Source organism: Nonomuraea sp. B5E05 (assembly GCF_039880665.1).
Lineage (GTDB): Bacteria > Actinomycetota > Actinomycetes > Streptosporangiales > Streptosporangiaceae > Nonomuraea.
This window is the reverse complement of the sequence record NZ_JBDPMJ010000049.1, coordinates 1-26,181: the sequence shown is the minus strand read 5'-3', so window position 1 is coordinate 26,181 and position 26,181 is coordinate 1. Positions and strand designations below refer to the sequence as shown.

The window sequence follows — 26,181 nt, the reverse complement described above, 5'->3', positions numbered from 1 at the left end:
GCCATGGCACGGGTACGCGACGGAATCAACGGCGGCACGCTCGGGACCTGGATCAAGCTCTCCAGCAACGAGAGTGTCGAGATCATGGCCCACGCGGGCTTCGACTTCGTGGTCATCGACCTCGAGCACACGACACTGGACCTGGGCGCCGCCTCGACCCACATCGCGATGGCCCGCGCCCTCGGGGTGGACCCGCTCGTCAGGGTGCCTGACCACGGCCTCAGCGTGATCCAGCGGGTCCTGGACGCGGGCGCGGCCGGTGTGGTCGTGCCGCACGTCGACACGGTCGAGCAGGCCCGGTCGGTCGTGCGGGCCACCCGCTTCCCGCCGCGCGGCGACCGCGGGTCCGGCGGTACCAGCCGAGCGGGTCGCTGGGGGCTGCTGCCACGGGCGGACTACCTCGCGTACGGCAACGAGCAGGCCCTGTGCGTCGTCCAGCTCGAAAGCGAGGCGGCGATGAGGAACGCGAGGGAGATCTTGGCCCTCGACGGCATCGGCGCCGCGCTCGTCGGGACGGCCGACCTGTCGATGTCGATGGGCGTCGCGGCGGGAAGCGACGAGGTGGACCGGCTCGTCACGTCCGCGCTGGAGGGCGCCGCCGCGGCAGGCGTCCCCATCGGCACCGCGTCCGCCACGAGCGACCAGGCCAGGGCCGCGCTGGCCCGCGGCTACGCCTACGTGGTGGTCAGCAACGACACCTCGATCCTCGCCGGCGGAGGCCGGGCGATCGTGAACGCGCTGAAAGCGCCCGTCGCCGAGCGAGTCGCCCGGTGAGCGCGCCACGTGTCGCCATCGTGACGGGCTCGAGCTCCGGGATCGGAGAAGGGATCGCCCGCGCGCTCGCGGCCGACGGCTTCACCGTCGTGGTGAACTCGGCCACCTCGGTCGACGCCGGTGAGCGGCTCGCGGCCCAGCTCCCGGGGGCGAGCTACGTCCAGGCCGACATCGCCGATCCCTCCGACGCCGTGCGCCTGGTGGAGACGGCCGTGGAGCGGCACGGCCGGCTCGACCTGCTGGTGAACAACGCCGGGGTGTCGCGACCCGTCCCCCACGCCGACCTGGATGCGATCACCGCTGACGACTGGCACCGGATCCTCGGCGTCAACGTCGTCGGGACGTGGCAGGTCTCCGTCGCCGCCGTGAAGGTCATGGAGCCCGGCGGCCAGATCATCAACATCACCTCGGTGGGCGGCTCGCGCCCCCTCGGCAGCTCGATCCCCTACTCCGTCAGCAAGGCCGCGCTCGACCACCTGACGAGGCTGCTGGGCAAGGCCGTGGGTCCGGACGTCCGGGTGAACGCGATCGCCCCGGGGCCACTCCAGACCCGACTGACCTCGGACAGCCTCGCCACGCGGGCGGCGCGCACCGGGGCGATGACACCGCTGGGCCGGCTCGGGCAACCATCCGACGTCGCAGCGATGGTCCTGGCGCTCATCAAGGCCCCCTTCGTCACCGGTGAGGTGATCCACGTCGACGGCGGCATCAACCTCGTCACCCACCTCGACGTGCCTCGCAACGACGACGCGTGATCCGTCCCGGCCCTTGAGGTCAACCGGGGCGCCGCGCTGCGCCGATGGCACGCGCGACACTTCAAGCCGGCCGGAATCCTCGAAGCGCTCGGCGCAGCCTGGCGAGAGCAGAACCTGCTCGGACTCCGCGCCCTGCTGACCGCGACGGATCACCGAAGGGAACACCGCCGAGCACGGACGTTTCCTTCGACGACGTCTCCTACGTTCGCAATCCGGGTCTCCTTCGGGGAACCGGAGCGCCAAAAATCACTGATGGTGAAGCCGACGACACGACCAAGAAGTTGCTCGCATCCTCGATACGGGCAACTTCCTACTGCATCGAACAACTTCCTTACCGACCTGGCCATGCCGGCACCTCATCGCACACCCGGCCCGGCGTGTCGGACGGCAAGCTGACGGGGCGTCAAGATCGGCTCATTGCCGTTGCCCTTATCTCGGCTGGACCCGTTCACCGGGGCGACGTCATGAGGCCGGCGATTGCGGTGTGGACCAAGACCTTCTCCTCGCCGGTCAGATCCATGGGGCGGTGTGTGAAGGTGTTGTCTGTGTGGACGTGGGCCTGGAGCCCCGACGCCCTGGCACCGGCGCAGGAGGTCGGTGACGGCGAGCAGGATGGAGGCCGACTCGGTGGCGGAGTCCACGTCCTGATGCTTGTCGAACTCCGCGGCGAGTGCGCGCAGACCTTCCGCGAGGTCCGGCTCCGGCACGGTGAGGGCTCCGGCGACCCGGCGTGCCTGCTCGGCTGACCTGTCCTCCCAGTTCGACCAGTGCCAGCCAGGCCACCCCTGCCCCACGTTCCGCAGGGCACCGCGCAACGTGGAGGAGGTCCAGACGCCGGCGGTCTGGTCATCAAGGTCGAGGTGGACACCGGCGACGACCTTGCCGGGGCAGGAAGTGATCGTCGGCCAGGCAGAGCGGTTGTCGTCCAGGCTCCTCGCCCCGCTGCGGATGACCGATTCGGCCGAGTCGACGAGGTGGGCCCGTGTCTGACCTTGGTGCATCACGGTGACCAGCACGTCGCACCATTCTTCGCCCGCCCGTGGATCCCCAGGGCCTGTCGCGGCAAGGTCGGTGGCGTGGCCGGCTGCCGCCTTGAGCTGCTGAAGGCCGTCATAGGCCCACTCCACCCGCCAGCCGGGCCAGGTACGGGCGAGCGTCGCCAAGGCCGCGAGCCGGTAGCTCTGATCGGCGCCGCAGTGGCAGAACAGCGGCAGTCGCCGTTCGTCATGGTCGATCAGACACGCACCGTCGCATTCGAGCTCCCACGTTCATGAGCTCACCTCGCGCTGTCGGCGGGCGAACCGGGTTGCGGGTTCAGGGCCGGGCAGGAGGTCGAGTTCGAGCTGGTAGGCGCCCCACTGCGAGTAGTAGAGCCCGAAGGTGCCGTCCTGCATGGTGGCATATTGCGCGCGGCTACCCATGGCCCCACCGTAATTGAGACGTCACTTACTGTGAGGCCCTTTCCGGGCTCCCCCCGTGCAGGGGACGGCCGGTGGTCTGTAACGGAACGCCACCTTTACGACGGCGCGCCCGGTCATGTCGGGATGCGATCGGTCGCCTGCCATGCCGTAGCCGCCGCGTTGTCGAGGAGTGTGGTGCTGATCTGCTGTCCTGTCCCGCGCGGGCTTCACCGATCGCGACGTCATCCAGCTGGGCCTCATTGTGCGGAGTGTCGATGGCCGGCGAGGTCTTTCCATACTCGCGACGTCCCATACGAATTCAGCCAACCTTCGTCCGCCCTCTCGCAACACAGCAGAACATGGGCGGACAGATCTCCACCCATGCCGATCGAACCGATAACGCCACTACGCGGTGGCCGCTCATCGCCAGATGGCGCTGAGGGGCCGCTTCACCAGGTCTTCCAGCACGTGGCCGGTCCCGATGCGGCACGTGCCGCAGACAGATCAGGAACGGGACGCCGCAGTGAGCTTGGCGATGTCGGGGGCGTAGACGCTCATCCAGTGCGGATGCAGCCGGTAGTAGACCACTTCGTTGTCCCAGTCGAAGAGGTCGTCGCCGTAGAAGTCCTTGAAGTAGGCGAGCAGGTCCGGCCAGTCCGCGGCTGGCTCGCTGTGCTGGGGGTTGAGAATCTCCACCGTGCCGTGCGTGAACACGCCCAGATCCTCGCCGCGCATGTGCGCGGCGCTGACGGCGGGCCGGGCGGCGAGATGGCGGGCCTTGGCGGCGCCGCGCGCCGTGCCGAAGTGCCACTTCCCGCGCAGGAAATGCCCGTCCACGCCGCTGATCCGTGGCTCGCCCTTCGCCGTCACGGTGGATAGGGCCAGGGTGCACATCCCGGTGAGGACCCCGGTGAGCTTTTCTGCGGTCAGTGTGCTTTCGGTATTGATGAGCGAGCGGAGATGCGAGCTGGAACGGGAGAGAGAAGCGTCGAGCAGGGCCTGCAGCTCTTTGAGATCTTCTTGTGTTTCGCGCATTGCGGGTCCTTGTCTATCCGTAGGGCTCGGTCCACGTCCTCCATCGGCGTCGACCAGCGAACCATGCTCGCCTCAAAACCCGACATCTTGTGTCACGATTTTCATCGGTTGTGCGAAACCACCAGGGCTGCTCGGCAGGCGAGCGGTCGCTCAAGCCGTCTCCATGACGGCCTGCGAACCGCTGGCCCACGACGCCCGGAGTACGGTTCGGGGTCTACCGCACGGTCTCCTTCGACGGATGCAGTTCTCTAAGGCCTCCGGCACCGTCCGTAACCGGGCCTGGCTGGAAAGCCTGGCCACGGCGGCTATCCCCCTGCTGGAGCTGAGGACGCTCGTCGATACCGGAACGCGGCCCCGATCGGCGCGGTCTTCGGCCCCGCCGGCGAGGGCGAGAGCGGCTATGCCCGCCGCCTGCTGCACCTGCTCCTACCTGTCCGTGACCGCCGCCTTGGCGTGGCGAGGTCATGGTGGTGGCGTCGTGTCATCCCGTGTCTGGCTGGAGCCATCCGGTACGAGTGGTAGGAGGATTTCGTAGAGGTCGTGAAGCTGGTCGGCTTCGACGGGGGGAAAGACGACGGTTGCTCCAACCGCCAGCAGGTAGGGCAACAGGGCCGCCGTCCGGGCCTCCTCGTCGCTGTCGACGGCTGATCTCCACACCCGCTGGAGTGCGGACAGTCTGGCCTCGTCAAGGCGGGTCTGCACGGCACGCACATCCGCATCCCAAGTCGCCCACGCCCGCAATGCGACATCGATCTCTGGACGATAGAGTCCTGTGCCGCCAGGGCGGACGAGCTTCGTCAACCGTGCGAGGATTACCCGGGCACCAGCCGATTCACCGACCTCGGAAATTGCATTCTCGAACATTTCAATCGATAGATGCTCGAAATAGGCGAGAAGCGCTTTCTTGTACCCCTCGGCGCCATCGAAGTGATGGTGGAACGATCCTTTCGACAGGTTGAGTCGAGCGGCGATCCGGTCGATTCGAATTCCTGCCGCACCTTCTTCCGCAAGGACCTTCAAGCCTTCGTTCAGCCACCGGTCTCGTGCCGTGCTCATCCGGCAAACGTACCATCGGGTATGGAGCGGCCGGCACGCGCCGAGGCGCAGGCGAGCCTCATGCCATGAAGCTGTAGACGCCGACCGCGACGCAGATCAGCAGCATGGCGGTGGCGTTGAGGAAGAGGTTGCGGCCGAAGTCCCGGGCCGCGATGTGCATCGCGATGGCGACCATGAAGTAGAGGACGAGCGCGACGCAGGTCGCGGCGCCGAGATACGGCAGCCAGATGCCCAGGATCAGACCGGCGGCGGCGGCGAACTTCAGCGGTGGCATGATCCACCAGTGACGTCGCGGCCAGTTCACGTCTTCGAAGCACTGGGCGATGAACGGAACGGGCTTGCTGCACATGACGGCGTCGCCGGCCTGGATGATCGCCAGGACGACAACCGGCCAAACCGGATCGGGCAAAGCTGACATGTCTCTCCTCGGGCAATGAATTGCTCACGATGCGCTGCTACCGTACCATACGGTATAGTATTTTCGGAGCCCGGCATGGACGGGCTCGTCCTTGGCGTGCGGGTGCCGAAACGCCGGCACGCAATGGATGGGCGACCCGCCGGTCCTGGTGCCCATGAGGGAAAGAAGGGGTGCGTGACGCGATCGGCTGTGCGCGTTCAGGAGAGGAAGAGGTGCGCGGCGCACGAAGGCTGCCGGCAGCGCGGGCGCGACAGACGAGTGCTGGAATCGTCATCGACTACAAGTGCGGCTGGGACAGCCCTGCATGGTTGCTACGGGTTCGCATTGAGTAAGTAAGGACCGCGATCGGACGACCGCAGCTCGCCTTCCCCACTATGCACGTATCACCCAAGGCCATTCGAAAAGGAGTCTCTCATGCAAAGAAAGCTACGGGCTGCAGGAGTTGCCGTAGGCCTCGCCGGTGCAATCCCTACCGGCTCTCGCGCGCAGGAGTACGAGCCGCACGCGATCGTCACGTCAGTGATGGACGTGGTAGCTCCGGGCTTGTTCCCGGTGGTGTCGCATGCGCACGCCTGACGGGAGAGAGACCTCGGGCCGAGGTGTGTGCATCGCTCTCACGCGGTCTGAGCGCCAACATTTCGGACGGGATATTTTCTCCCCCAGTCCTCAACGAATCCTGGCCCTGAGCGCCGTACTCACGCTGGCCACGGCCGGGTGCGGAGTGCTGCCGACGAAGGAATCCGCGCCCCCGCCCACCACCGCACCGACGTCGAGTGCCCCGGCCACCAGCGCTCCACCCGCCACCGCCACGACATCGGACCACGGCACCCGACCGGCCCTGGGCGATACCCGCAGCACCATGACCGAGAACCTCAAGGTCGAGGTCGTCGGCCTCAATCGCGTCAAGGGCAAGCACCTCATCGCCCAGATCCGGCTGTCCAACACCGGCACCGACAAGCACCTGTCCTGGCCCGGCGAGATGGGTGACCGCACCCGCCCCCTCGGCGCGATCAAGTGGGCCTCCGGCATCGGCGTCCTCGACGCGCAGGCCCGCACCTGGATGCTGCCCTACAAACCCGCCGGCTCCCCCTGCCTCTGCAGCGACCTGGACCGCGACGGCCTCGGCCGCTTCATCGACCCTGGCCGGTCGATCACCGTCTACGCGGTGCTGCCCGCACCGTCGGGCAACCCTGCGACGACCACCGTCGTCACCCCCGTGGGCCCGCCGATGCTCGACGTGCCCATCAGCGACGAAGCTCCGACCGGCGACTTTCCCGACCCCGATGCCCAGCCCGTCACGCCCGTCACCCGCCGCCTCATCCTCCCCTCCGAGGCTCTGGACAAATCGGAGGAAACCGCCGACGACGGCAAGGACCTGCAGGTCAACCTCTCCTCCGACGTGCTGTTCGCGGTCGATAAGGCCACCCTCACCCCCGACGCCAAGTCGATCATGGCCCGCACGGCCAAGCTCATCGACGCCTCCCCCGCCACAGTGGTGACGGTGGCGGGCCACGCCGACTCCTCCGGCAACGACGCCATCAACGACCCGCTGTCGCTGCGCCGTGCTCAGGCGGTACAGCGCGCCTTGTCGGCACTGGTGTCCAGCGGCGAGATCCGCTTCCAGGCCAAGGGGTACGGCTCGCGCCGCCCGCTGTACACAAACGACAGCGATGAGGGCAAACGCCGCAACCGCCGCGTCACAGTGACCTTCCCCAAACCCCAGCGCGCCACCCAGGAACCGGTGGCCACGACCGCTCCCGGCGCGACCGGCCTGACCGGCACCACCAAGGCCGACGGCCGGCCCATCGCCATGGAGATCTCAGGCCTGCGCCGACTGCCAGGCGGCCTCGGCCTGCTCACCTACAAGATCACCAATGAGGGACCGGCCGAGACCTGGTTCCGCGACCTTCACCACGCCCAGGACTGGGAGGCGTACAAGTACCAGGCCGCAAGCAACGTCCGCGTGACCGACGTCGCCGCCGGCCGCCAGTACCTGTCCGGCCGCCTGGAAGTCCCCACCGACGACAGTGTGGACTTCTACTGTGCATGCACGGACGTCTCCGGCGTCCGCATCAGCACCGAGAAGTTCGCACCCGGCCAGACCCGCGAGTTCTGGAACCTCTTCGCCCTGCCCGACACCGCCGACACTCTCAAGGTCCGGATCGGCCCGTTCCGCGACCTCCAGGTCCCCATCCGGTGACGGCAGCCCGGCCGTCCCGCGCTCATGGAGGTCCGGCAGCCGATCCCAAGGACCGCGCCACGATGGGAGCGCTTGCCAGGCCTCGGAGATCGTTTGACGTAGCCGGCGGACACACGCCGGACGCGCTCCCGGCCCTCTACAGGCGCGCGCCTTCCCGCGTTCCCAGGAGCGGCAGGCCCGCCGCGTACCGCCGAAGGAAGACCGCGGTCGGGGTCTCCGCAGTCGCGACGGTGTCCGGGGTGCCCTCCGCGACCACCGCACCCCCGTCCGGACCGGCTCCGGGCCCAAGGTCGATCACCCAGTCTGCGGACGCGGCGACGGGGATGTCATGCTCGGCCACGACGACGGTGTTGCCCGAGTCGAGCAACACATCGAACGCATCAACCACCCGCTGAATGTCAGACGGGTGCAGGCCCGAGACGGGTTCGTCGAGAACGACAAGGCCGGCCCTGCGGCTCGCAGCACCTCGCTGGATCGCCGACGCGAGTTTCAGCCGCTGCGCCTCGCCCCCGGACAACTCTGTGGCGCTCTGGCCGAGTTGGAGATAGCCAAGCCCGACCTGGTCCAAGGCTCCCAGGATCTCCGCGAGCTGCCGGGGCTCGGAGAACTGCTCCACGGCCTCGGAGACGGTCAGCTCCAGGACCTGATCGATGGCCAGCCCTTGGTACCTGATGTCCAAGGCCTCCGGCTTGTAGCGCCGCCCCTCGCACGCGTCACAGACCACCCACACATCCGGCAGAAAGTGCATGTCGACCAGCTTGCGACCGTATCCCGTACAGGTCTCGCAGCGGCCGCCATTCGCGGTGTTGAAGCTGAACCAGGAGGCATTGACCCCGCGCCCGCGCGCCCCGTCGGTTTCGGCGAACAGTCTGCGGACAATGTCGAACGCCTTGCTGTAGGTGGCCGGGTTGGATCGCGGCGTCCGCCCGAGCGGTTCCTGATCGACGACGGCGACCCAGCTGAACCCCTCGATGCCGGTCACCTCCCGCACCATGTCGGTCACCGTTCCGTCCAAGGCGGCCTCCACGCTCGCCGCCAGCGCACTGAGCAGGCTGCTCTTGCCGCTTCCGCTCACCCCCGTCAGGCAGGTGAGCCGACCGGCAGGGAAACGCACATGGTCTGCGGTCACGTTGCGCGCACGCAGGCCGTGCAGCTTCACCCAGCCGGTGTCATCCCCGGCCGGGCGGCGGGTCCGGCCCAGCCGCGGCCCCTCGCCGGCGAGGTAGCGCCCGGTCAGGGACTTCGGGTGGGCGGCCGCATCGGCGGGAGGCCCCGACACCAGGACCTCACCGCCGAGGCGACCGGCACCGGGCCCCATATCGATCACCCAGTCGGCCCGGGCGATCAGCTCGGGATCGTGCTCGACGAGGAGCACCGTGTTACCGGCCGCGCGCAACTCCAGGGCGATGTCGAGCAGATGCGCCTTGTCCGCGGGATGCAGCCCGGTCCCGGGCTCGTCCAGAACGAAGATGATGCCGCTCAGCTCGGTGCCGAGCTGAGCGGCGAGCCGGGTCCGCTGCAACTCACCACCGGACAGCGTCGCCGCGCTCCGGGACAACTGGAGATGGGCCAGGCCGAGCCGGTCCAGGATTGCGAGCCTGCGGTCCAGGTCCTGCAGCAGCGGCTCGCCCACCTCTCGCTGCCGGGAGCCCAGGGCGTCCGCCACCCGTTGCGCCCAGCTGCGCACCTCCTGTACTTCCACCTCGATCAGGTCGGGGTAGGTCAGCCCGCTGAGCCGCACGGACCGGGCCACCTGGTCGTACCCGCTGCCGCCGCAGGTGCCACAGGGCTGCTTGCGCATGTACGGCAGGTAGCGCTGCTTGGCGCTGGAGGTCTGGGCGTTCACGAACACCCGCTCCACCTCGGCGAGCGCTCCCCGCAGCGGCTGGCTCGAGGTGTAGGTCACCAGAGCCGTCTCGTTCTTGTTCGTCATGTCGATGGTCGCCTCGACCTTCTCCTCACCCGTGCCGTACAGCACGCAGTGACGGAACTCCTCAGGCAGCGACTGCCACGGCCGGCCGAGGTCCACGCCCCGCTTCTCGGCGAGCGCTGGTACGAACGCGTGCTCCCCCGATCGCCACTTGGCGTACCAAGGCGAAGCCCCTTGGAAGAGCGGAAGCTCCGGATGGGTGATGACCAGGTCCTCCTGCGCCTCCCAGCGCCCGCCCACCCCGTGGCAGTCCCCACAGCTCCCTTCCGGCGTAGCGCGGTCGAAGTGAGCGGTTGTCAGATGCCCATCCCCGCTGCCCGCCGCCGGATCCGCGTCGATCCCCGGAAGGCGCGAGTACAGCAACCCCAGGTGCCCGTCGATGCCGGTGATCGTCGCGACCGTGGAGCGCGGGTTGCGGTTCAGACGGCGCTGGTCGACCGCGAGCGTCGCGCCGAGTCCCAGGATGCGGTCGACCTTCGGGCGATTGCGCTGGGTGATGTACTGCCGTACGAACGGCGAAAGCCCCTCCAGATAGCGCAGCTGGGCCTCATTGTGCAGGGTGTCGATCGCCAGCGAGGTCTTGCCGCTGCCACTCACCCCGGTGAAGGCGACAAGCAGCCCTTTGGGGATACTCACGGACACATCCCGCAGATTGTTGGTACGAGCCCCCACCACGTCGATGGTCTCGCGCACCATGCTCGCGATGTCTCGTACGAATGCAGTCAACCTTCGTCCACCTTTCACAACGCAGCAGAACAGGGGCGGACAGGCCCTCCGCCCATGCCGAACAAACCGATATGCGGCCACCGCTCGTCATCAATTGGACTGAACGGCGCTGATCAGGGCCGGGCCGCCGGCGTCTTGCTGGCGTTACGCGCCACGCCGAAGTGCCACTCTCCGTGCGGAAGTGCGCATCCACGCCACCGATCCGCAGCTCGCCCTTCGCCGTCACGGTGGACAGGGCCTGGGCGCACGCGCCGGTGAGGATCTGCGTGAGCCGCGGTGTGGTCAGGGTGCGCTCGGTGTTGGTGATCGAACGGAGATGTGAGGTGGAGCGGGAGAGGGATGCATCAGGGAGGGCCTGTAGCTCTCTCAGCTCTTCTGCTGTTTCCTGCACTGAGGTCCTGATCCATCCTTTGTGGGTCCACGCCCACCGCCGACCGGTGTGAAACCATGCTTGCCTCAAAACCCGACACCGCATGTCATGTTTTCCACGCCGGCTTGCGAGCCTCGCTGAGCCACCTGGCCGGACGCCGCACACAGCTCTGCCGACCGCAGAATCAGGCGCCGTTCAGAGTTACCGCATACGCGACCTGACCTCGCCGCAGGGGACGGCGGGCGGCAGTCCGCTCACCAGGTCACCGGCAGCGCGTGCAGGCCGTACACGGCGCTGAAGGCCCGGAAGTCGGCCTGCTTGTCCGGGTCGGCCAGGGCTAGGCCGGGGAAGCGTCGCAGCAGGGCCGGGAAGGCGATGCGCATCTCCATCCGGGCCAGCGGCGCCCCGAGACAGTGGTGCACACCGTGGCCGAAGGCGACGTGACCGGTGGCTCCCCGGGCGATGTCGAAGGTATCGGGATCGCCGATGAAGGCCCCGTCGCGGTTGGCAGCCGGAAGCGAGAGGATCACGAGCGAGCCCTCTGGGACGGTGTGCCCGGCGATCTCCACGTCCGTCGCGGTCGTGCGCGGCGGCACCGAGTGCACGATGGACAGCCAGCGCAGCAGTTCTTCGACGGCGGGCTCGATCCGCGCCGGATCCTCGCGGATCATGGCGAACTGGTCCGGGTGCCCAAGCAGGGCCAGGGCGCCCAGGCCGAGCATGTTGGAGGTCGTCTCGTGCCCGGCGATCAGCAGCAGTCGAGCGATGCCGATGAGCTCGTCGGTGCTGAGGTCGTCGCCGTGCTCGCGCACCAGCATGCCGAGCAGGTCCTCGCCCGGGTCGGCCTGCGCGCGGGCGACCAGGCCGGCCATGTAGGCGCGGTCCTCCCGCAGCGTCGCGCCGCGCTGCTCCATCGGCAACGACGTGTCCAGCAGACGAGCGGAACGGTCCTGGAACTCGGCGCGGTCGGCGTAGGGCACGCCTAGCAGCTCGCAGATCACCAGCGACGGCACCGGCAGCGCGAAGTGCGCCACCAGATCGGCCGGCCTGCCCGCCCGCTCCAGATCGTCCAGGGCCGCCTCGACGATCTCGCCGATCCGCGGCTCGAGCCTGCGCATCCGGCGCGCCGTGAACTCCGGGGTGAGCATCCGGCGCAACCGCGTGTGCTCCGGCGGGTCGAACCCGATCACCTGCCCGGCCCGCAACCTGGCCAGTTCGTCGGCGTCCTCCTGTCCGGATCCCGGGAAGGGCGTGAGGGCACTGCTGAACCGGGCCGGATCCGACAGCACCTGGCGAACATCCTCGTGGCGGCAGACCAGATACGCGGGCATGCCGAACGGCGTCTCCATGCGCACCACACCCTCACCGTCGCGAGCCCGGGCCAGCTCCTTGACCGGGTCGAACCCGTTCCGCCGCATATGCAGCGGCAATTCCAGCGCGTTCGTCATCGTCTGTCCATCCATCCTGTGGTTGTGTGAAACCGTCTCTGCACCGCCGGACAGGTGTGAGGCGGCTCGGTATCCGAGCGTGTTCCATGCCGGCCATGGGCGCGACTCGCTGTTCCTAGTGCCGCGGTCCTAGCGTCCACGGCCGGAGCTTGTCGGGGTTGCGTACGGCCCAGATGTGCTTGATCCGGTCGCCTGCGATGTCGAACGCGTACACCGACACGGTGACACCGTCTTGCTGGGCGATCAGGCCGGGCCGGCCGTTGACCGTACGCTCCAGGAACGTCAGGTCGCGGAGCCTGCCATCGAGATTGAGCAGTGAACGCATGATCTGCTCAACGCCTTCGACCGGGCGGAGCACGGCGCCGACGACGCCACCGCCGTCGGCGATCACCATGGCGTCGGGGTCGAGCAGGGCGATGAGGGCGTGGATGTCCATGGCCTCCCACGCCTGCTTGAAGTCCCTGACGATCCGGGCCTGCCGGGCCGCCGGAGTCGCAGGCGCCCGCGCGGCATGGATGCGACGGCGGGCGGAGGAGGCCAGCTTGCGACAGGCCTCCGGGGTACGGCCGACGATCTCGGCCACTTCGGCGAAGGGATACCGGAAGACATCGTGCAGGACAAACGCGACGCGCTCGGCCGGGGTCATCGACTCCAGCACGACGAGGAAGGCCATGTTGACCGACTCGTCCAGGGTGATGCGATCGGCCGGGTCTGCGGTGATGTCATCCAGCCGCCCGGTGATCCACTCCCTGGGTTCGGGTAGCGGCTCGGGAATCCATTCGCCCACATAGGTCTCGCGCCGGGCCCGTGCCGAGGAGAGCACGTTGAGACAGAGGCGGCCGACGACCGTGGTCAGCCAGGCGCCGGGGGATGCGATGGCGTCCTGCTGCTGCCGGGACATGGCGCACCAGCGAGCGTAGGCCTCTTGGACGGCATCCTCGGCGTCGGCCAGGGAACCGAGGAGCCGGTACGCGAGATTGATGAGCTGACGCCGCTCGCTCGTGATCGCGGCCAGGCCCGGATCGAGCCGGCCGCCTCCCGGCTCGGAGGGGGTGGTCATAGTGTCCTGGCCATCGTGCACTGACTCCCTGGATCTCGGGTCTGCTCTCACTACTTCGACAAGACAGCGCGGTGAACTGTGAGGTTGGCGCGTCGCCTCACATTCCGCAGTGCTGTGTTGTCGGACTAGCGAGGCACCGTCCAGCGCGCAGGAAGCTGCCTCCGGCAGATATGAGGATCGTCGTCGAGAACCCGCGGGAACACGTGATCGCCCCCGTGCGGGCCGCGTCATGGCGGAAGACCAACTCCGCCAAGTCGCCAAGCCTCAGGGACCGCTGAAGTCGAGAAGGAAAGGCCTCGCCATCTCCACGCTTGGATACCACACACCCAGCAAGGTCGTCGTCATCGGTGGCGGCTACTCCGGAACGGTCGCGGCCGACCATCTGCGGATGCGCGCCGACGTCGGCATCACGCTGGTCAATCCCCGCCCGGAGTTCGTCGAACGAGTCCGGCTGCACCAGCGGCTCCGAACCGAAGTCGCTCACAACGCAAGATGACTCATGAACATGCCAGATCGATTTGACGAGGAGGCTGAGATGAAGAATCAAACGACCAATATGTTCCAGCACGCGACGGACGAAACGTCGGCCACCGTCGCACGAAGCGGCTGGAACTGGAGCCGGGTCCGCCCCATCGCCTTTTGGACCACCACGTTGGTCATCGTCGCCGAGTTGACTGCTGGATCCGTGTGGAACCTTGTGCCGATCGAATGGGTGGAAGCCCAGTTGCGTCACCTGGGATACCCGCACTTCTTCGCCTATGTTCTAGGCGTGTGGCAGGCCGGTGCGGCCATCGCGATCATTGCACCCAGGCTCCCGCTGATCAAGGAATGGGCATACGTGGGTGCCTTTTTCCTGTGGTCGAGCGCGGTGGCGTCGCATCTGATAGTCGGCGACGGTCTTCAGACGTGGGGGGCGCCGCTGATGTTCGGGACGTGCGCCCTCGCGTCGTGGGCACTGCGGCCTGCCGACCGTCGACTCCCGGAGACGCGACTCCGCCGGTATCGCCCTGCCGACGCTGGACAGGACCGGGCCGGTCCGTCGGAATCTCGTCCTCGCGTTTGGGCCGTTCCGATCGGGCTCCTCATTGTTCTGTATGCCGTTTCCTTCCTCACGCTGCCCGCGGCCGAAGCCATGACGCACGGGTGGGCAGTTGAGCTCGGCTGGATCGACGAGTAGCGGCAGAGCGATCAGCGTTCATCCGGGCCATCGCGGACCAGATGCGCGAGCACGACGAACGCGAACAATTCTGCTCACGTCTCGGTGCGCGCCTGCTCCGCATGAGAGGTTGCGTGACGGCCCACCAGCCCGTACAAGATCTCTGGAGCCGTGATCGCGTAGTCGGAGAGTGGCCTGGTTGTCGACAGAGCGCGGCACAGGCGGGTGTCGAACCAGGCGACCCATTCGGCGGTGCCCAGCTCCAGAACCTCGATCTGCCACGGTAACGGGCGCCCGGGTCAGAAGGATTCCTCATCGTGGGTTTCTATGTGCGCACCGGCCTCCGGGTTGGACCGTTCCGGTTCACCCTCAGCCAGGCCGGAATGGCAGTCTCGACCGCAATCCCGGGCCTTCGGGGGCGGATGGGCCCCCGCGGCAACGTCGTGCGTATGGGACGCGGGACGATTTCCTACCGCACCATCGCGCCCGACCGTGACGTGGTCATGCACGATGTCGTCAGCCTGGTCCCGGCCCAGCCGAGTGACGTCGTCCAGCAGTTGCAGAAGGCCGCCAACCGCCGGCCGTACTGGCCGTTCGCCCTGGCCGCCCTGCTCGTCGCGGGGCTGGTTACAGGACGCTTCGGCCTGGTCATCGTCGCCGTCGGGCTGCCTTGCGTGCTCTGGGTGGTGTTGCGCGATCGGGCGGCTCGTGCGGTGGTCGTCATGTACGACGTGACCGACGAGGCCGCTGCACGCTTCGATCACCTCGTCAACGCGATCACCGGCCTCCAGCGGGCCCACGGGTTCTGGCTGATCACCGCATCCGGCGCGATCATCAGCACCCACCAGTTCAAGGTGGGTTCCCGCTCGACAGCAGGCTGGCCAGCAGATACTCATCCCAGGCGGAGAAGAACACGATGATCGCAGTGGTGAACAGGCCGGGCACCGCGAGCGGGAGCAGGACCTTGCAGAACGCCTGGGCCGGGGTCGCGCCGTCCGCGAGCGCCGCCTTCTCCAGCTCCCAGGGCATCGCGGCGAAAAAGCTGGTGAGAATCCAGAGGGCCAAGGGCAGGGCGAAGGAGATGTTCGGAACGATGAGCGCCTGGTACGTCCCCAGCCATCGGATGTCGGTGAACAGCTGGAACATCGGGGTCAGGATGGCGACGCCGGGGAACATCGACGCGCACAGGACGGCCGCCAAGACCTTCGGTTTGCCGCGCATCGGCAGCCGTACCAGCGCATACGCCGCTCGGACTGCGATGAGCAGAGCCAGCGTGGTCGTCGCGCACGCGACAACCATGCTATTGAGCAGCGCGCGTCCGAAGTGGTCGCCTCCGCTCGTGTCGAACGCCGCCCGGAAGTCGTCGAGCGTCGGGTGCGCCGGCCACGCGGTGGCGTCGAAGGTCGCCGGGATGCGGATGGTGCCCGGCGGCCGGCATCCTGCTCCTGATCAGGGTCGGTGGAGGACCTCGTCGAGCGCACGGGCCAGCTCTACCTGATCGTGGGTATCGCTGCGCCAGGTCACGAACCCGTCCGGCCTGACCAGCGCCGCCCCCTCAGGGCCGATGCCGTGGGCCCGCGCCACCCGTTCGGTCACCACACGCACGTCAGCGTCCGGGCTCTGCCACGCGGCGTAGGCGGTGAGCAGGATGAAGGCGGAGCCGTACTGGTCGAGGGTGGAGCGGCCGTCGTCGAGCGTCACGTGCGGTGCCCGGGTGCCGGGCGTGCCGTCGAGCAGTCGCGGCAGCACAGGCTCACCGGGCGGCTCCTCCCCCACGGGATAGCGGTACCCCATCGAAACCGCCCCGTAGTCGATGACCTGCGGCCCCTGGCCCGGCCCCATCCGGGCGCCGAACCTGGCCAGGGCCTGCCCCATGGTCAGTTCCGCGACCGGCCTCCGCTCGGCGTGGTAGGTGTCCAGCAGGCCCGCCCCGGCCCGGCCGGTGATCACCCAGGCGAGCTTCCAGGCGAGGTTGTGGGCGTCCTGGATGCCGGCGTTCGCGCCCAGCCCGCCCGTGGGCGGCCAGACGTGCGCCGCGTCCCCGGCCAGGAGGACCCGGCCCCGCCGGTAGCTCCTGGCCAGGTGCGCGCCGATGGGGAAGGCGAACACCTTGAGGTCGGTGCCGGGGACCTGGGGGTGCAGCCGCACCTCGGCGTCCGGCAGCCCGGCGGCTTCGCGGACCATGGCGGCCACCCGCTCGTCGTCGTAGTCCTCGATCGCGTCTTCCAGGCCGGTGCCGAAGACCCAGCGCCTCCCCTCGGTGTCGTGTGCCATGAGCATCGTGTACGGTCGCGGCCGCTCCAGGTAGGCGATGCTGACAGTGCGGCCGCGCAGCGCCGCCGTCAGGTCGGCCTCGATCGTCGCGGTCAGCGTGGTGAACATCGGGCCGGGCCCGTCCACCTCGATGCCGAGGGAGTGGCGTACGGGACTGTGGAAACCGTCGGCGGCCACCAGGTAGCCGGCCCGCACGCTCTCGCGCACCCCGCTCGCCCGGTCCAGGAGGGTGGCCGTCACGCCGTCCCCGTCCTGCTCGAACGAGACCAACTCGGTGGCGAAGCGCAGCTCGGCGCCCAGCTTGCGGGCCTGGTCCCGGACAATGATCTCGAGCCGGTCCTGGTCGATCGGGCCGAAGCCGCACGGGCTCGACGCGGACCCGTCGTCCTCGTCCGGCTCGTCGGGGGAGGTGTGCTCGCCGGTGAGCGTGTCGGCCATGATCGGGGTCCAGGTGAACCCGCCGCCGGCGTAGGCGGCGTCCCTGATCGCCTGTTCCAGCCCGGCCTGCCGGTAGAGCTCCATCGTGCGCGGGGTCAGGCCGCGGGCGCGGGGGTGGAGCAGCAGATCGGGATGGCGCTCGACCAGCGTGCACGGGACGCCGTGCCAGGACAGGAACAGTGCGGTGGTGAGGCCGGTGATGCCGCCGCCGATGATCAGGACGGGGACGTGCCGCTGGCTCATAGTGGTCTATCCTTTCGCGCCGTCCGTGACGGTTGGTGGGTCCGTCACGACAGGGCCGTGGTCCGTGGTCCGCCGTGGCACCGTTCGTCCGCTCTCACCTGACCGTAGGTACGGGCGCGCCGGCGAGTTGAGCGGTGTGGTGCGGTATGCGGCGGCAATGCGTATGCCAGAAGCTTCTCCCGGAGGGCGGGCCGGCGACATCCGGCAGATGCCTTATCCGAACCCTCAGTCCCGGGAGGCGGGAACTTAGGCGTCGTCGAACAGGCGGAGACGGTGCGCCGTCGCGGCGGCCTCGCCCCGGCCGGCGACGCCCAGTTTGATCAGGATGCTGGACACGTGCACGCTCACCGTCTTCGCGCTGATGAAGAGCTGCTCCCCGATCTGCCGATTGGTACGCCCGGCCGCGACCAGCCGCAGCACCTCCGTCTCCCGCTCGGTCAGCCCCAGCCGTTCGAGGGCGCCGTCCGCGGCGGGATCGCCCGGCCCGGGGGACAGATGAGCGTTGCGTGCCAGCACCCGTACCTCTTCCAGCAGCGGCGCTGCCCCCAGCCGTTCGGCCACGTCGGCGGCCTCCCGCAGCAGATCCGCCGCGCCGTCCCGGTCTCCGGCGGCCAGGAAGCACTCACCCGCGCGCAGCCGGGCGCATGCGGCCTCGAAGGGCCGCCCCAGCCGCTCCCATCCGGCCGCCACCTCGGCCCACGGCTCCGCAGCCGCCGCTTTCGAACGCGGCGGGCCCTCGGCGAGCTCGGCGGCAACGTGGGCCGCGTATTGCGCGTACAGCGGGGTGTCGGCCGGGAGACGGGTCCGCGCCGCGCGTAGCTCGTCGACCAGGCGGGTCCGCTGGGGCTGCGCGGCCACCGGGCGCAGCAGGGTGGCGATGCCCGCAGCGGTGAGCAGCAGGGGCCAGACCTCGGGGGTGCGGGCCGTGGCCAGGGCCTCGGCGAGCAGTTCGCAGGCGTGGTCGGGGCGGTCGTCGCGCACGGCCAGCGCCGCCGTCACCTCGACGGCCTGGGGGTGGGGTGCCACGGTCGGGCCGCCCAGCAGCGCGCCGGCCGCGGCCGACTCGGCCCGGGCGGTGTTCCACTGGCCGCGGGACAGGGCCGTACCCGCCAGGAGGAGGTGCAGTCCGGCGCCGAGCGGCCCTTGAGGGTCGCGCTGCAGTGCCGATCGCGCCGACGTGACCGCTTCGTCCCACGCGCCGGTGGCGGCGAGCGCCGTGCTGAGGCCGGTCGCCAGCAGGGCGCCCATCGTGCGTTCGAGACCTGCCTGGCGGGCGGCGGCCAGACCCTCCCGTGCGGCGTCGCACGCGTCCGCGTGGCGGCCGACGGCGTTGCGGTTCTCGGCGATGTTGAGGCAGGCGCGGGCGACGCCCACGGGATCGTCGTGGCCTCGGGCCAGCTCGCGTGCCTGGGTCAGGACGCGCAGCGCCTCGTCGAGCTCGCCGACGAGGTTGAGGGCCCAGCCCAGGGTGGTACGGGCGTTGATCTCCAACGCGGTGTCGCCGTGGTCGGCGGCGAGCCGCGCGGCCTGCGCGGCGGCGTCCCGGCCCTCCTCAGCGGCTCCGCGCATGGTGAGCACGACCGCGGTCAGGTTGCGGACCCGTGCCCGGTCGAGGCCGCAGACCTGGGGCAACAGGGCGTGCGCCTCCTCCACCGCGGTGAGCGCGCCTTCGCGGTTCAGGTCGTGCAGGACCATGCCGCGCTGGGCGAGCAGCAGCGCCACCCGCGCGGGCTCGCGTACCCGGTCGCCCTCCGCGAGCGCCCGGTCGATCAGGTCGAGCGCCTGGAGCGGCTCACCGGCCCAGACCGCGGCCGTGGCTGCCGTCTCGAACAAAACGAGCCGGTCGGTGCCAGGACGCTCCGCCTCAGGCACCCGGTGCCACAGCTCCAGGGCGCGTTCCAGCAGCTGCGCCTGCTCGGCGTGCGCGGAGAGCCGCTCGGCGACCTCCGCCGCCTGGAGTGAGATCGCCAGCGCCTCCGCGGGCGCGTCCGCGCCGTTCCAGTGGAACGCGAGCTCGGCGGCGTGCCGGTCCGGCGGGACCAGCCCGTGATCGGCGCGCAGCGCCTCGGCGTAGGCGCGGTGCAGGCCGACCCGTTCGGCGGGAAGGAGCTCGTCGACGACCGCATCGAGGACCAGCCCGTGCTGAAAGGCGTAGCCGTCGCCGTCGGCGGCCAGCACCCGGGCCTCGGTGGCCGCCCGAAGTCCCTCCAGCAACGCGGTGCCGTCCAGCCCTGAGGCGGCGGCGAGCAGGCCGTGCGGCACCCGGCGACCGCCCACCGCGGCCACCTCCACCAGCCGCCGTATCGGCGGCGGAAGCTGGCGGACCCGGGCGAGGAGCAGATCGCGCAGCGACTCCGGGAGGGTTTCCGCGCCGGCCTCCGCGAGCTCGACGGCGTACAGCGGATTGCCGCCCGAGCGCCGGTACACCTGGTCGGCGAACACCGGGTCCGCCGCCGCGACCAGTTCGGCGGTCTCGGTCCGCGACAGCGGCTCCAGGCGCGTGTGGCGTACCTGGTCCAGCCTCGCCCATCGCGCGAGGAACGGACGCACCGGATGCCGACGGTCCAGGTCCGTCCGGCTGGTGACCACGAGCAGCATCGAGGCCGGCCGCGCGGGCCGGACCAGCACCTCCAGCAGGTCTCGGGTGGACCGGTCGGCCCACTGGAGGTCGTCGATCAGCAGCGCCGTGGACCGGTCCCCGCCGAGCTTCCGCAGCAGCGCGGTGAACAGGTCGAACAACCGGGCTTGCGAATCGGGTGGGAGCTGGTCGGGGTTCAGCTCGGGCAGCAGCCGCAACAGCCCGTCGACGCCCGGCAGCAGTGTCCGCAACTCCTGCGGGCCGGGGTCGTCCACCAGTTGCCGGAGCACGGCGGTGATCGGCGCCAGCGGCAACCCCTCGACGCCCAGCTCGACACAGGCGCCGCGCAACACGCGAAACCCGGCATGGCCGAGGTCCGCCTCGATCTGCTCCAGCAGCCGCGTCTTGCCCATCCCCGGCAGGCCGCTCACCACCACCGCCCGAGGCTCCCCGGCCTGGGCGTCTCGCGCGGCCTCCGCGACGGCTTCCAGCGCCGCGTGGCGCCCTACGAACGCTGTCATCGCCCGGAAGTGTACTAAGGCTCCTCAGCCTGGAACTAAGGCACCGGACAGGGCATTGCCCCGAAGCGGAACGCGGCTGCTCAGCGCGAGGCTCGAAGACGTCGATCACTTCTGTCGAGCAAGGAGCCGCACATGACCGAGCAGACCATCATGCCCGAAGCGACCGCGTCCGGGCACCCGCGCCGCTGGGCCGCGCTGGCCGTGGCGTTACTGGCTGTGTTCATGGACCTGGTGGACATCACCATCGTCGTCGTCGCGGCCCCGGCCATCCAGTCCGACCTGCAGGCCTCCACCGCCGCCCTGCAGTGGATCATGGCGGCGTACGCTCTCGGGCTCGGCCTGCTGCTGATCACCGGCGGGCGGCTCGGCGACATCTTCGGTCGCAAGCGCATGTTCCTGATCGGCGTCGCCGGTTTCACCACCGCCTCCGCCGCCTGCGGGCTGGCGCTGAGCATCGAGGTGCTGATCGCCGCACGGGCGGTTCAGGGGGCGGCCGCGGCCATGATGGTGCCGCAGGTGCTGGCCGCGATCCAGGTGATGTTCCCGCGGGTGGAACGACCCAAGGCCCTCGGATTGTACGGCGCCGTGAACGGGCTGGCGGCCGCCGCCGCGCCGATCGTCGGCGGCCTGCTGGTCGGCAACGACGTGTTCGGGCTGGCCTGGCGCTCGGTGTTCTGGGTCAACGTGCCCATCGGCCTGGCCGCGCTGGTCGGCGCCGCCGTGCTGATGCGCGAGTCCCGCTCCCCCCGGCCGCCCCGGCTGGACCTGCCCGGGGTCGCCCTGGTGGCCGCGGGCCTGCTGCTGGTGCTCTACCCGCTGATCCAGGGGGCCGAGTTGGGCTGGCCCGGCTGGACCTGGCCGATGATGGCCGCCGCCGTCCCCGTGTTCGCCGTGTTCACCCGCCTCCAGGCGCGCCGGGAGAGCCTGAAGGGGCAACCGCTGGTGCCGGTGTCGTTGTTCCGGCAGCGGTCGTTCGTGGCCGGGCTGGCCGTGGCGTTCGCGATGTTCTCCTCGATCACCGCGCTGTTCCTTGTGCTCACCCTGCACCTGCAGCAGGGCCATGGTTTGTCCGCGCTGGAGGTCGGGCTGACCTTCCTGGCCTGGCCGCTGGGGCTGGCCGCGACCTCGGGCCTGGCGGTGCGGCTCGCCGCGACGGCCGGGCGCCGGCTGGTGGCCTTCGGCGCGTCGGCGCTGACCGCCTCCATGGTGGCGCTGATCGGCACGATCGCCGTGGCGGGGGACGGGGTGAACGGCTGGCACCTCGTGCCGGGACTGCTGCTCGGCGGCATCGGCTTCGGGCTGGTCGCGCCGATCCTGGTCGACATCGTGCTGTCGGCCGTGCCCCATCAGGACGCCGGTGCGGCCTCCGGCGTGGTCAACACCGTCATCCAGGTGGCCGGCGCCGCCGGAGTCGCCGTGGTCGGCGCGCTGTTCACCACGACGCTGACGGGCGGGCGGGACATCGACACCGCCACGCAGTGGTCGCTCTGCTACGCCGTCGTGGCCTTCGCCCTCGGCCTGGCCCTGACCCGGGCGCTGCCGTCCCGGCCCCGCACGCCCTAGATCCATCCCTCTGTACTGAAAGGCACCATTATGACCGCATTCGCCTCCGCCGAAGGAGTCCGGGACGAGCATGTCGTCGTCCCCCTGCCGGCAGCCCTCTCGGTCGCGCGGCTGGGCTTCGACAACGGGCTGGAGCGGGTCACCCTGCGCCCGGAGCCCGCCCTGGCAGACCTGCTGGAGGCGCGGTTCGGTACGCCACCGCCGCTGGTGTGGGCAGCCGACGCCAACGTGCACATCGCCTACCCTGCCCGGGCGCGGCTGCTGCGCCGCTCCCACCCGTCCGTCCTCGCCCTCAACCCCGCCGTGCCATGGGCGCTGGACTTCCATGGCGGCGCCGCGCACCTGGACGCCCAGCTCACGGGCCTCGACGTACGCTCGGTGACGTTCCACTCGGGCGCCGCGCACGTACGCATCGTGCTGGACCGCCCATCCCGGACCCGGGTGATCCGGCTGGCCGCGGTCGAGAAGCTGCACATCGAGCGCCCCGCCGGCGTGCCGGTCCGGGTGGAGTTCGCGCGGGCCGTCACCAAACTGAGGCTGGACGACCAGTGGTACGGCGCCGTCAGCGGCGGCCTCACCCAGACCACCCACGACGGCGACGCGCCGGGTTACCAGGTGATCGTGGCCGGCGGCGCCGACACCGTCACGGTGGAGGCCGCGTGAAGCGCCGCACGCTCCTGAAGGCCGGGCTCGTCGCCGTGCCCGCCACCGCCGCCGCCACCCTCGGCGGCGCCGGATGGTGGTGGGCAGGCGCGGACCTGGACACCGCCGGAAGGATCCGGTTCGTCAACCGGCTGGCCATCCCGCCGCTGGCGCCCTCCAAACGGGACGAGGCGGGCCGGCGGGTGTTCGACCTGCGGGCGAGCGCGGGCGAGCACCGGTTCCGGGCCGGCCGGATGACCCCCACCTGGGGGATCAACGGCCCGTACCTGGCGCCCACGCTGCGAGCGGCTCGCGGCGAGACCGTGGTGATCCGCTTCCGCAACGACCTTCCTGAGGTCACCACCCTGCACTGGCACGGGATGCACCTGCCTGCCCGGATGGACGGCGGCCCCCACCAGCCGGTGGAACCGGGTACCACCTGGTCGCCCACCTGGACCGTCGACCAGCCCGCCGCCACGCTGTGGTACCACCCGCACCCGCACGGCCGGACGGCCGTCCACGTCTACCGAGGGCTGTCGGGCCTGTTCATCCTGGACGAGCCGGGCACCCCTGGGCTGCCGAGCCGGTACGGGGTCGACGACATCCCCGTCATCGTCCGGGACCTCAAGCTCACCGAGCACAACGAGCTGGACGAACGGGACCGGGAACAGGGCGGCGTCGGCATCGTCGGCGATCTGGTCACCGTGAACGGCACGCCGGCGCCGTACCTCCCCGTGACCACCCAGCGGGTCCGGCTGCGGCTGCTCAACGGGTCAAATTCGCGGATCTACCGCTTTGGATTCGGCTCCGGGCGGGCGTTCACCGTTGTCGGCACCGACGGCGGGCTGCTGGCGGCGCCGTACGAGACCGGACGCGTGCAGCTCAGCCCGGGAGAACGCGCCGAGATCGTGGTGAGCCTGCGACCGGGAGAGCGCGATGCGCTGCGCAGTTGCCCGCCCGAGACGGGCCTGAACCCCTGGGACCGGCGCTGGACCGGCGGCGACGACACCCTGGACGTCCTGGAACTCCGTGCTGCGCGGCGGCTCGCGCCGTCGCCGCCCCTCCCGGCGCGCCTGGCCGAGGCTCCCCGGCTCGTGACCGATCCCGCGACGCCGCCCGTCCGCCGCTTCGAACTGTCCGGGTACACGATCAACGGCAGGGCGATGGACATGAAGCGCATCGACTTCGCCGTCGCCCAGGGCAGCACCGAGGTGTGGGAGGTCACCGCCATCGACGACGCCCCGCACAACTTCCACGTCCACGACGTGCAGTTCCAGGTGGTGTCGGTCGGTGGCGCGCCACCGCCGCCGGAACTGCGCGGCTGGAAGGACACCGTGCACACGCCGCCCAACGTTCCCGTCCGCATCGCCCTGCGGTTTCGCGGAGAACCGGACCCGGCGACGCCCTACATGTTCCACTGCCACATCCTCAACCACGAGGATCAGGGCCTCATGGGCCAGTACGTCGTCACGGCGCCCGGCCGGTCCCCGGTCCGGTCCCCGGCGACCCACCACGAGCATTGATGACCGACTGCGGGATCCGAGAGGTCGGCCACACGGCTCCACTCTGTTTGAGCACCCCCGTGACCTGCCCGAACCCGGTTCGACTTGAGCATGGCCGGAGTGCACCCCTACAATCAGGGCACTCGTACAGGACGACTGCCCTAGAAGGAGCGAACCATGGTCTCCCCAGCGGCCGAGCGCGGGCGCGCGGTACGGGAACGACTGCTGAACGCCGCGGCGGAGCTCATCCCCGAACGCGGCTGGACGGCGGTGAGCACTCGGATCCTCGCCGAGCGCGCCGGGGTGACGCCGAGCGTGGTGCACTACCACTTCCCCTCGTTGCCGAGCCTGCTGAGCGAGGCCGCGACCAGCGAGATGAGGAAAATGCTGGCCGGGCTGAACGAACTGCTCGAAAGCACCCCGTCGCCCGGCGACGCGATCGAGACGATGCTCGCGTCGGTCGAGGAGTACACCGGCGCCGACGCCGCCTCGCTGCTGTTCATCGAGGCGTACCTGGCGAGCACCCGCGACGACGAGCTGCGCGAGCGGATCGCCGAGCTGGTCGAGAAGTTCCGGCAGCGGTTCGGCGAGTGGCTGGAGCAGCACGGGGTGCCCGCCCCGTTCGAGACCGCCGCCGTCCTGGCGGCCTGCGTGGACGGCCTTCTGCTGCACCGCGGCCTGGGCCTGAAGGCGAAGGATCCCTCAGCGGTGCTACGCAGGCTTCTTTCCACGTCCCCCGAGGAGGAACGACAGTGCGGACCGTGATCTGCGGAGCCGGCATCAGCGGCCTGGCCCTGGCCCATCGGCTCGCCGCCCTGGGCGGCGAGGTCGTGGTGGTCGAGCGGGCCCCCGGACCTCGCCCCCAGGGATACATGATCGACTTCTTCGGCCCAGGACTGGAGGCGGTCGAGGCCATGGGGCTGCTGCCCCCGTTCGAACTGGCGGCCTACCACTATGACGAGGGGCGCCTGGTCGACCGGAACGGTCGCCGCCGCGCCACGATCCAGACCAAGGGCTTCGCGCGCGGCCGGTTGCTGAATCTCCTGCGTCCCGACATCGAGGCCGTGCTGGCCGAGAGCCTTCCGGCCGAGGTCGAGCTGCGCTATGACACGGCGCTGACCGAGGTGGCCGACCGCCCCGGCGGCGTGGCGGTGACGCTGGAGGACGGCACCGTCCTGGACGCCGATCTGCTCGTGGGCGCCGACGGGATCCATTCGACCGTCCGCCGGCTGGTGTTCGGGCCGGAAGAGCGGTACCTGCGCTACCTGGGCCTGCACACGGCGGCGTTCACCTTCGACGCGCCGGACGTGCACGCCGCCACCACGCACACGTTCTGCCTCACCGACTCCGTCAACCGGCAGATGGGCTTCTACGCGCTGCGCGACGGCCGGGTCGCCGCGTTCGCGGTGCACCGCAGCGCCGACCCCACGATTCCCGACGATCTCCGGGTGGCGATCCAGCGGGCCTACACCGGTCTGGGCTGGGTGACGCCGCGCGCGCTGGAGCAGTGCCCGCCGGCCGAGGAGATCTACTACGACCAGGTCGCACAGATCGAGCTTCCGGAGTGGAGCACCGGCCGGGTCGTCCTGCTCGGAGACGCCGCCTACGCCGTGTCGCTGATCGCCGGGCAGGGCGCGTCGCTCGGGATCGCCGGCGCCTTCCTGCTCGCCGATCGCCTCGCGCACGCACCGACGATCGAGCGGGCCACCGCCGAGTTCGAGCGCCTGTGGCGACCCGTGGTCGAGGACAAACAACGCAACGCCCGATCGATGGCCCGCTGGTTCCTGCCCTCCTCGCCGACCGACCTGCGCGTCCGGCGCATCATGCTCAGCCTGACCCGAGTGCCGTTCGTCGCCGGCTACCTGAGCTCCATCCTCGCAGGCAAGGACACCAAGCTCGCCGACGTCATGCGCCAGGCATCCGGCACCGCGACCGAACGGGCGATCGTTTGACGCGCTCCCCGGCCTGAAGGCCGGGGATTCAGCCCGTGCCGCTTCATGCGGCACCTCTGAGGCTTCCTGCTTCACCGGCCTGCGCCACCGTGAGCGGTGGTCTTACCTGGCCTCCACAGGCGTTTAGCCTCTCCGCCCGT

At 69.9% G+C, this 26,181-nt stretch carries 23 protein-coding genes; 12 read left to right on the top strand and 11 right to left on the bottom strand.

Annotated features, from left to right (window positions below):
* Positions 1-3: 3 nt before the first annotated feature.
* The 3 genes from ABGB01_RS43730 (at position 4) to ABGB01_RS43720 (ending at position 2,275) form a co-directional block, all read left to right on the top strand.
* A complete protein-coding gene (locus ABGB01_RS43730; RefSeq protein WP_347780051.1) occupies positions 4-774 on the top strand; it encodes an aldolase/citrate lyase family protein in 771 nt (256 codons plus the stop codon).
* On the top strand, positions 771-1,529 hold the full coding sequence (locus tag ABGB01_RS43725; protein ID WP_347780049.1) for an SDR family oxidoreductase: 759 nt from the start codon (positions 771-773) through the stop codon (positions 1,527-1,529). Before ABGB01_RS43730 ends, ABGB01_RS43725 begins: the two co-directional genes overlap by 4 nt.
* A gap of 545 nt (positions 1,530-2,074) precedes the next feature.
* The gene (locus tag ABGB01_RS43720) at positions 2,075-2,275 is read left to right on the top strand and encodes a hypothetical protein (RefSeq protein WP_347780048.1); all 201 of its coding nucleotides are present in this window, start codon (positions 2,075-2,077) and stop codon (positions 2,273-2,275) included.
* A 522-nt stretch (positions 2,276-2,797) separates the two neighbouring features.
* On the opposite strand, the gene ABGB01_RS43715 is transcribed toward ABGB01_RS43720, so the two are convergent.
* The 5 genes from ABGB01_RS43715 to ABGB01_RS43695 form a co-directional block, all read right to left on the bottom strand.
* Positions 2,798-2,950 (bottom strand): hypothetical protein, encoded by a 153-nt coding sequence (locus ABGB01_RS43715; protein WP_347780047.1) that lies wholly within the window; start codon positions 2,948-2,950, stop codon positions 2,798-2,800.
* Between the two features lie 483 nt (positions 2,951-3,433).
* Entirely contained in the window at positions 3,434-3,964 is a 531-nt protein-coding gene (locus ABGB01_RS43710; protein WP_347780046.1) for a pyridoxamine 5'-phosphate oxidase family protein, read from the bottom strand.
* Positions 3,965-4,426: 462 nt separating this feature from the next.
* A complete protein-coding gene (locus ABGB01_RS43705; protein ID WP_347780045.1) occupies positions 4,427-5,020 on the bottom strand; it encodes a TetR/AcrR family transcriptional regulator in 594 nt (197 codons plus the stop codon).
* Between the two features lie 58 nt (positions 5,021-5,078).
* Entirely contained in the window at positions 5,079-5,438 is a 360-nt protein-coding gene (locus ABGB01_RS43700; RefSeq protein WP_347780043.1) for a DoxX family protein, read from the bottom strand.
* Positions 5,439-6,104: 666 nt separating this feature from the next.
* A complete protein-coding gene (locus tag ABGB01_RS43695) occupies positions 6,105-6,299 on the bottom strand; it encodes a hypothetical protein (protein ID WP_347780042.1) in 195 nt (64 codons plus the stop codon).
* Here ABGB01_RS43695 and ABGB01_RS43690 point away from each other — a divergent pair.
* On the top strand, positions 6,298-7,638 hold the full coding sequence (locus ABGB01_RS43690) for an OmpA family protein (protein WP_347780041.1): 1,341 nt from the start codon (positions 6,298-6,300) through the stop codon (positions 7,636-7,638). The genes ABGB01_RS43695 and ABGB01_RS43690 overlap by 2 nt on opposite strands.
* Before the next feature lie 136 nt (positions 7,639-7,774).
* On the opposite strand, the gene ABGB01_RS43685 is transcribed toward ABGB01_RS43690, so the two are convergent.
* The 3 genes from ABGB01_RS43685 to sigJ form a co-directional block, all read right to left on the bottom strand.
* A complete protein-coding gene (locus ABGB01_RS43685; RefSeq protein ID WP_347780039.1) occupies positions 7,775-10,294 on the bottom strand; it encodes an excinuclease ABC subunit UvrA in 2,520 nt (839 codons plus the stop codon).
* A 624-nt stretch (positions 10,295-10,918) separates the two neighbouring features.
* Entirely contained in the window at positions 10,919-12,112 is a 1,194-nt protein-coding gene (locus ABGB01_RS43680; RefSeq protein WP_347780037.1) for a cytochrome P450, read from the bottom strand.
* 115 nt (positions 12,113-12,227) lie between these two features.
* Complete coding sequence (gene sigJ / locus ABGB01_RS43675) at positions 12,228-13,172, bottom strand: RNA polymerase sigma factor SigJ (RefSeq protein WP_347780036.1); 945 nt, start codon at positions 13,170-13,172, stop codon at positions 12,228-12,230.
* A gap of 229 nt (positions 13,173-13,401) precedes the next feature.
* On the opposite strand from sigJ, the gene ABGB01_RS43670 reads away from it, so the two are divergent.
* The 3 genes from ABGB01_RS43670 (at position 13,402) to ABGB01_RS43660 (ending at position 15,248) form a co-directional block, all read left to right on the top strand.
* A complete protein-coding gene (locus tag ABGB01_RS43670) occupies positions 13,402-13,668 on the top strand; it encodes a hypothetical protein (RefSeq protein WP_347780034.1) in 267 nt (88 codons plus the stop codon).
* Between the two features lie 3 nt (positions 13,669-13,671).
* A complete protein-coding gene (locus tag ABGB01_RS43665; RefSeq protein WP_347780032.1) occupies positions 13,672-14,349 on the top strand; it encodes a DoxX family protein in 678 nt (225 codons plus the stop codon).
* Between the two features lie 428 nt (positions 14,350-14,777).
* A complete protein-coding gene (locus ABGB01_RS43660; RefSeq protein ID WP_347780030.1) occupies positions 14,778-15,248 on the top strand; it encodes a hypothetical protein in 471 nt (156 codons plus the stop codon).
* Here the strand turns inward: ABGB01_RS43660 and ABGB01_RS43655 are convergent.
* The 3 genes from ABGB01_RS43655 to ABGB01_RS43645 all read right to left on the bottom strand — a co-directional run bounded on the left by ABGB01_RS43655 (position 15,178) and on the right by ABGB01_RS43645 (position 20,382).
* Positions 15,178-15,627: a carbohydrate ABC transporter permease gene (locus ABGB01_RS43655; protein WP_347780028.1), complete on the bottom strand. Its 450-nt coding sequence runs from the start codon at positions 15,625-15,627 to the stop codon at positions 15,178-15,180. The two genes, ABGB01_RS43660 and ABGB01_RS43655, sit on opposite strands and share 71 nt — an antisense overlap.
* 150 nt (positions 15,628-15,777) lie before the next feature.
* Positions 15,778-17,283 carry an FAD-dependent monooxygenase gene (locus tag ABGB01_RS43650; RefSeq protein ID WP_347780026.1) on the bottom strand — a complete coding sequence of 502 codons (1,506 nt, stop codon included), beginning with the start codon at positions 17,281-17,283 and terminating at the stop codon, positions 15,778-15,780.
* Positions 17,284-17,529: 246 nt separating this feature from the next.
* Positions 17,530-20,382 (bottom strand): AAA family ATPase, encoded by a 2,853-nt coding sequence (locus ABGB01_RS43645; RefSeq protein WP_347780025.1) that lies wholly within the window; start codon positions 20,380-20,382, stop codon positions 17,530-17,532.
* Between the two features lie 132 nt (positions 20,383-20,514).
* Here ABGB01_RS43645 and ABGB01_RS43640 point away from each other — a divergent pair, with 132 nt between their 5' ends.
* The 5 genes from ABGB01_RS43640 to ABGB01_RS43620 all read left to right on the top strand — a co-directional run bounded on the left by ABGB01_RS43640 (position 20,515) and on the right by ABGB01_RS43620 (position 26,041).
* The gene (locus ABGB01_RS43640) at positions 20,515-21,945 is read left to right on the top strand and encodes an MFS transporter (protein ID WP_347780023.1); all 1,431 of its coding nucleotides are present in this window, start codon (positions 20,515-20,517) and stop codon (positions 21,943-21,945) included.
* A gap of 30 nt (positions 21,946-21,975) precedes the next feature.
* On the top strand, positions 21,976-22,608 hold the full coding sequence (locus ABGB01_RS43635) for a hypothetical protein (RefSeq protein WP_347780021.1): 633 nt from the start codon (positions 21,976-21,978) through the stop codon (positions 22,606-22,608).
* Positions 22,605-24,110 carry a multicopper oxidase domain-containing protein gene (locus ABGB01_RS43630; protein WP_347780019.1) on the top strand — a complete coding sequence of 502 codons (1,506 nt, stop codon included), beginning with the start codon at positions 22,605-22,607 and terminating at the stop codon, positions 24,108-24,110. The genes ABGB01_RS43635 and ABGB01_RS43630 overlap by 4 nt, the downstream gene beginning before the upstream one ends.
* Positions 24,111-24,266: 156 nt before the next feature.
* A complete protein-coding gene (locus ABGB01_RS43625) occupies positions 24,267-24,854 on the top strand; it encodes a TetR/AcrR family transcriptional regulator (RefSeq protein ID WP_347780018.1) in 588 nt (195 codons plus the stop codon).
* A complete protein-coding gene (locus tag ABGB01_RS43620; RefSeq protein ID WP_347780016.1) occupies positions 24,842-26,041 on the top strand; it encodes an FAD-dependent monooxygenase in 1,200 nt (399 codons plus the stop codon). Before ABGB01_RS43625 ends, ABGB01_RS43620 begins: the two co-directional genes overlap by 13 nt.
* Positions 26,042-26,181 lie beyond the last annotated feature (140 nt).